The organism is Brevibacterium sp. ZH18 (genome assembly GCF_022748595.1).
Classification (GTDB): Bacteria; Actinomycetota; Actinomycetes; order Actinomycetales; family Brevibacteriaceae; genus Brevibacterium.
Window position 1 is genome coordinate 142475 of record NZ_JALDSX010000004.1, and the last position, 6123, is coordinate 148597.

Here is a 6123-nt window from a genome sequence, read left to right on the forward strand (position 1 = left end):
TGCGGTGTTGCTGCGGTGCAGTGTTGCGGTGTGCGAAACTCGGTGCGCATCGTGCAGATTCATCGCGTGTGGGTGGTCACAAAACGCGTCATTAGCGGCATGATGGCCTTATGACCACAGATATGGATATTGCGCTCAACGCCGAGCTCGATTCGATCATCGATGTCGCTGCCGGACTCGGTTTGGACGCGCAGGACATCATTCCCTACGGCTGGACCAAGGCCAAGGTGCCGATCGAGGTTCTCGAGTCCGCCGCCGAGTCCGCAACCGACGGCAAACTCATCCTCGTCACCGCCATGAGTCCGACGCCCGCGGGTGAGGGCAAGACCACGACGAGCATCGGTTTGGCCGATGGTCTCAACGAGCTCGCGCGGTCGAAACCGGAGGTTGGCAAAGCCATCCTCGCTCTGCGTGAACCCAGCATGGGCCCGGTCTTCGGTATGAAGGGCGGAGCTGCCGGCGGCGGATACGCCCAGGTCGTACCGATGGAGGACATCAACCTCCACTTCACCGGCGACTTCGCAGCCATCGCCGCGGCGAACAACCTCGCCGTGACCATGCTCGACAACCACATCCACCACGGCAATGAACTCGACATCGACGTCAGGCGCATCCACATCCGCCGCGTCGTTGACCTCAACGACCGGGAGCTGCGCGGTGTCGTCGTCGGCCTCGGCGGCATCAACGGGGGAGTGCCCCGCGAAGATGCCTTCGACATCGTCGTCGCCAGCGAGGTTATGGCCGTCTTCTGCCTGTCCACCTCGTTGACCGACCTCAAGGAGCGCCTGGGTCGAATCGTCCTCGCCCACAGTCGAACACGTCAGCCGATCACCGTGGCCGACATCGGAGCGGCCGGGGCCATGACCGCGCTGCTGCGCAACGCCCTGGCCCCGAACCTCGTCCAGAGCCTCGAACACTCACCGGCATTCATCCACGGCGGTCCCTTCGCCAACATCGCCCACGGCTGCAACAGCCTGCTCGCGACGAAGGCCGCGATGACCTTGGGCGACTGGACCGTGACCGAAGCCGGATTCGGTGCCGACCTGGGGGCAGAGAAGTTCCTCGACATCAAGTGCCGCGCCGCCGGGATCTGGCCCTCGGCCGTGGTCGTCGTCGCCACCCTGCGGGCCCTGAAGTATCACGGTGGAGTCGAGGTCAAGGACGTGCAGACGCCCGACACCGAGGCGATCCTCCGCGGCATGGTCAACCTCGAGCACCACTGCGGCAACCTGCTGAACATCTACGGGCTGACCCCCGTCGTGTGCTTCAACCGGTTCCCCACCGACACCGACGAGGAGATGGCCGCCGCGATCAAACACCTGCGCAGTCTGGGGATTTCGGCGGTCGAGTCGACGCACTGGGCCGATGGCGGCAAGGGTGCGCTCGCCCTCGCCGAGGCGGTCGTCGAGGCTGCCGGTGGTGCGGGAAATGCTGGAGCTGCCGTCGACGACGGTTCGCTCTTCGTCGGAGGCGTTGCCTCCGGGGATGCCGAAGCCCCGGCGGCGGGACCTTCGTCTGCAGGGTCGCCGCGGGCGAAGTACAGCTACGAGCTGGACCGTCCGTTGGAGGACAAGATCCGTACGATCGCGCAGCGGATCTATGGTGCTGCCGACGTCGATCTGCCGACGAAGGTCAAGCGCAAGCTCAAGCAGTTCACCGATGAAGGCTACGGGGACGCGCCGATCTGCATCGCCAAGACCCAGTACTCCCTGAGCACCGATGCGACTCTTCGCGGAGCGCCGAAGGATCACATCATCGAGGTCAAGGATGTGCGGCTTTCGGCCGGTGCGGGCTTCGTCGTCGTCATCGCCGGCGACATCATGACGATGCCCGGCCTGCCCAAGGTGCCCTCGGCGCTGAAGATCGACGTCACCGAAGATGGGAACATCACCGGGCTGTTCTGAGGTTGCGATCGGTACTGAGCGTTCGACGGTGACGACGAACAGCCTCGGCGATGGCGGATTTCCTTGGTTCCGGGAAATCACTCCGCTTGGGTCACCCGTTCGAAAACGCGGTCGAGCGAGGCCGACAGTGCATCGCGATTGTCCTCGTTCATCCATTCGCGGTGGAGCATCTCGTTGAGCCCACCCGGAGTCTCGTGGCCGGCGACCAGGTCGGAGAATGAGGTGTCGGTCGTGGCAAGGGTGTTGCCCAGTCCGGCGAACTGTACGCGGACAATGCGATCGGCATCGGCTCTGTCCCATCCCTGTCCCACGAGCCAGTCGGCGATCGTCTGGAGGTAGGCGTAGTAGGCCGACATCGTCGCGGTCGTGGCCGACAGTGTGCTGAAGAGCCTCTCCGTGTCTGCAACGACGGTGCCCCCGAGAATGTCGAAGAACTCCTCAACTTCGGGATGAGTGGGGTAGACCGCGGTGACGCCGCGGCGTTCCCGAACGGGCGGAAGCGGGATGACCCGGACAATTGGCGGGTTCTGCGGCAGCAGCGGGGACAGCACCTCGACCGAGACCCCCGCGATCGCGCTGACGACCGTGCGATCAGCGGGAATGTCGAGTTCGGCGAGTACAGCCTCGGTCTGCTGAGGAAGCACCGCGAGGATGAGGTGCTCACTGCGATCGACGACGTCCTGATTGCTCTCACAGACCTCGACGCGGTCGAACTTGGCAGCCAAGGCGGCTGACCGCTCGGCATTGCGCGGGGAGAGGAAGAAGTCCGGTTGATCGTCTCCGGCACAGGCGCCTTCGACGATCGCCGAGGCGATCTCTCCAACTCCGATGATCCCGATTGTGGATGTCATGTAGGGCCTCCTGGTGACGTCATACGATTAGTTTCCTACCCCATACTGCCGTCATTGTGGCAGCATCACCACGGCTCTTCCGGTCAATCGCCGGAGTACATAGACGAGAGTTCGGTTCCGATTCGGGCGAGCTCACGTCGCAGCTCAGGCGGTTCGAGGACTTCGACCTGCCGACCCCACCCGGCCAACTGCTCGGCCAGGGCGATGTTGAGGTTCGCCCGCACCTCGGCGACGGTGAAATCTCCTTCACTGGAGATTATGGAGAGGTAGCTGCCGAAGTGGTTCGTGAGAATCGGGAGCGCCCACTTCGGAGCGCGAATGGTCGCAGTGGCAGATGATCGCAGAGCCTCCACCTGCTTCACGTGCTTCGACCAATAGGCGATGAGATCGAAATCGTCGGAGGCGGAGCGGTCACGATCAGCGATTCTACGACCGGCGCCGTCCGTGGTGCCGGCGTGAACCGGGCTGGAGGCATCACCGCTGTTGGTTTCGATGATGCTGCTGATTTCGACAATGCGGTCGACCCGATAGGTCCGTGGCTCATCGGGCCCTGTGGCTAGCCGAGCGACGAGGTACCACGTCCCGGCTTTTGCCACGAGACCCAAGGGTTGTACGGTCTTCGTTGCTCGAACCCCGTTGCCTCGGACGTAGTCAATGTGAATGTCTTTGCGATCGATGAGGGCTGATCGCACCTCGTTGAGGTGGTCGATATTGGTCGTGGATGCGTCACCAGCCTGGTTCGCATCATTACCCCTGTGAACCTCGCCCCAGGTGGTGTGGTCGTAGTGGATTGCGGTCGCCAACGTCTCCGCTTCTTCGCGGAGCGATTCCGGGAGCGCTCGGATCAGCTTGCGAGTCGCGACCCGGGTGGCTGGATCTGACAGCCCGGCAGTGCCGAGCATCCAGAACAGGGCACCAGCTTCGTGGCTCGACAGGCCAGTGAGGTTCGTCCTCGCCCCACCGATGAGTCGCCAACCGCCCCCGCGACCAGGCTGCACAGAGACAGGAATCCCGGCAGACGACAGCGCCTCGAGATCGCGACGTGCCGTGGCAAGCGAAACCTCGAGCTCCGTGGCAACTTGGGCAGCGGTCACCTTCCCCCGTGACTGGAGGAACAAGACGAGGGCGAGAAGCCTGTCTGCACGCATAGTGAAAGTATTTCACCAAAAGTGCTCACTTGATGATCGCTTTGCCTGTGACAGTGGTAATAGCACGACGGCGGCAGCGAGAACGAGACCGAAGCCGGCGAAACGGGCACACAGCGCCAGACACAACACACGAAGGAGCAGAACGATGAGCACACTCAAGGGAATGACGACCATGGTCCTCACCGCAGAGGACGTCGACGGGGCGACCGAGTGGTACTCGGGCCTTCTTGGGATCGCACCATATTTTCGGCAGCCGGAAGAGGGCCCCGCCGCCTACGTCGAGTTCCGGATCGGGGCGGACGAGGACGAGCTGGGGATCATGAACCGCGCCTATGCGCCAGAAGGGACAACTTCTGGAAGCAGCTCGATCACGTACTGGTACGTCGACGATGTCGAGGCCGCGTTGGCCGAACTGCTGGCCCATGGTGCGAAGACGCACATGCCGGTCACGCCACGCGGACCCGAATTCGTCACCGCCTCGGTGATCGATCCGTTCGGCAACGTACTCGGACTCATGTACAGCCCCCACTGGTCAGGCCAGCACTGAGCTGCCAAGGGCCAATGCAGTGTCTCTACTTCGCGAAAGTGCAGATCCCAACAGGTCAATCGTTCATAGCCCCTTGGGTGAAGATGCTCTATGCCTGTTCGATGACCTTCTTAATCGCCCTGAGGGTCTCAGGGATGCCGGCCCGTGCAGCCGCGGTTCGTTCGGCGACCTGCTCAGCGGCTTGGTCCCCGTACTTCTCGTCGAAGAATGCTTGCCCCTCCGGCAGAAACTCCCACGATTCGGTGAGCAGCGTGCCGCCCTCAGCTTCCTCCACGCGGTATGTCCAGTGAACTCGGCCCGGCCCCACGCTCCATCCGAAGGCACGTCCTTCATCGGCGACGACAACCTGACTTCGCGTCTGCCACTCGCGATCCGGGGTGACGTTGCGCCCGGTGAACCATGCCCCCACCCGGGGTCCGTCGCCCTCATCCCACCAGCACTCTCGGCAGATCGGTGACCATTCGCCAGTTCGGGTCACGTCCGCAACGGTCGCATAGACGGTAGCCGGGTCGGCTTCGACCAGGATGGAATCGGAAAAGGTCAGAGACTCGGTCATGCTGGCCACTCTACCGATTCTGCTGGTCAGCGCCGAGAACTGCTGTGCGCGTCACTCAAACGCAGCGAGCACAGCACGTGCGGTGTCTTCGATCAGAGCCGCATCGGATTTGGTATTCAGGTTGTTGTTCTCCGTCATGATCGCGATGACGATCGGGTCCCTCTTCGGCGGGAACACGATGGCGACGTCATTGCGGAGGGCATCGGCGTGCCCGGACTTGTCGGCGACCTTCCACCCTGCCGGTGCGCCCGCCCTGATCAGCGGGTCCCCGGTCTCGTTGTCACTCATCCAGTCGATGAGGACAGTGCGATCCTCATCGGAGAGATGGTCGGGGTCGAGAAGCGCTGCAAGGTCGTTCGAGAATGCAGCGGGAGTCGTGATGTTGTCGGCCTTGCCGGGATCGATGGTGTTCAGGTCCGGCTCACGATCGACTACCTCGGTGGTCGAATCGCCCAGGTCCTCAAGGGCTAAGTCCAATCCTTTGGGACCGTCGATGTGGTCGAAGACAATATTTGCCGCAGCATTGTCGCTGACCCTGATGGCGGCCTCGGCCACCTTCTCAAGGGGCAGACCGTCGCCGAGGTGCTTCTTCGTCACCGGTGCATAGCCGGCCTTCTCGACATCTTCTTTGGTCCAGGTCACCTGTTCATCCAGGTCCTCTGGAGTCGTCCTGGCCAGAAGTTCGGCCACGGCCAAGGACTTGATCGTCGACGCGAAGCCAAAGCGCTCCTCGGAACGATGCTCGATGGTTGACCCATCACTTGTGTCCATCGCATGCACACCGACTCTGGCGTCGTACTGGTCTTCGATGGCAGTCAGCTCGGACGTGATGTCTTCCTGTGCGGAGGTGGCGTTCCGTGGACTCGTCGTTGAGTTGCTTGGCGACGGAGTCGAAGTCTCAGTGTGCTGATCCGGCTCGGTGCTGTCGTCAGCATTTGTGCAGCCTGCCATCGTCATCATTGCCACGGTGATCACGCCGAGCATCTGGGCGGTCTGTGGCTTCATCGATGCTCCTGACAGAGATGTCGGCTGGCTATCTCTCACTCACATTGTCTCATCGCGAAACCGGTCAGTCAGATACCTATGAATGTGGGCCCGCGTGCGATTCTGTTGCAGA

6 protein-coding genes are annotated in these 6123 nt (G+C 62.6%); 2 read left to right on the forward strand and 4 right to left on the reverse strand.

Annotated elements, in window-relative coordinates; translation table 11 throughout:
* Window positions 1–110: 110 nt before the first annotated feature.
* Entirely contained in the window at window positions 111–1904 is a 1794-nt protein-coding gene (locus tag MPN20_RS03025; protein ID WP_242779345.1) for a formate--tetrahydrofolate ligase, read from the forward strand.
* Between the two features lie 77 nt (window positions 1905–1981).
* Here the strand turns inward: MPN20_RS03025 and MPN20_RS03030 are convergent, their stop codons facing one another.
* A complete protein-coding gene (locus MPN20_RS03030; protein ID WP_242779348.1) occupies window positions 1982–2755 on the reverse strand; it encodes an NAD(P)-binding domain-containing protein in 774 nt (257 codons plus the stop codon).
* A gap of 83 nt (window positions 2756–2838) precedes the next feature.
* Window positions 2839–3903: a WYL domain-containing protein gene (locus tag MPN20_RS03035; protein WP_242779351.1), complete on the reverse strand. Its 1065-nt coding sequence runs from the start codon at window positions 3901–3903 to the stop codon at window positions 2839–2841.
* 145 nt (window positions 3904–4048) lie between these two features.
* Between MPN20_RS03035 and MPN20_RS03040 the strand changes: the two genes are divergently transcribed.
* Entirely contained in the window at window positions 4049–4450 is a 402-nt protein-coding gene (locus MPN20_RS03040; RefSeq protein ID WP_242779354.1) for a VOC family protein, read from the forward strand.
* Window positions 4451–4538: 88 nt separating this feature from the next.
* On the opposite strand, the gene MPN20_RS03045 is transcribed toward MPN20_RS03040, so the two are convergent.
* Both MPN20_RS03045 and bla read right to left on the reverse strand, forming a co-directional pair.
* On the reverse strand, window positions 4539–5006 hold the full coding sequence (locus MPN20_RS03045) for an SRPBCC family protein (protein WP_242779357.1): 468 nt from the start codon (window positions 5004–5006) through the stop codon (window positions 4539–4541).
* Between the two features lie 51 nt (window positions 5007–5057).
* Window positions 5058–6011, reverse strand: coding sequence for a class A beta-lactamase (gene bla, locus MPN20_RS03050; RefSeq protein ID WP_242779360.1), 954 nt, complete (start codon window positions 6009–6011; stop codon window positions 5058–5060).
* Between the last annotated feature and the right edge of the window lie 112 nt (window positions 6012–6123).

What these genes read in the sequence shown, in the direction of transcription:
- MPN20_RS03045 (WP_242779357.1), bottom strand. Translation starts at nt 5,006, where the DNA reads ATGACCGAGTCTCTGACCTTTTCCGATTCCATCCTGGTCGAAGCCGAC.
- MPN20_RS03035 (WP_242779351.1), bottom strand. Translation starts at nt 3,903, where the DNA reads ATGCGTGCAGACAGGCTTCTCGCCCTCGTCTTGTTCCTCCAGTCACGG.
- MPN20_RS03040 (WP_242779354.1), top strand. Translation starts at nt 4,049, where the DNA reads ATGAGCACACTCAAGGGAATGACGACCATGGTCCTCACCGCAGAGGAC.
- MPN20_RS03025 (WP_242779345.1), top strand. Translation starts at nt 111, where the DNA reads ATGACCACAGATATGGATATTGCGCTCAACGCCGAGCTCGATTCGATC.
- bla (WP_242779360.1), bottom strand. Translation starts at nt 6,011, where the DNA reads ATGAAGCCACAGACCGCCCAGATGCTCGGCGTGATCACCGTGGCAATG.
- MPN20_RS03030 (WP_242779348.1), bottom strand. Translation starts at nt 2,755, where the DNA reads ATGACATCCACAATCGGGATCATCGGAGTTGGAGAGATCGCCTCGGCG.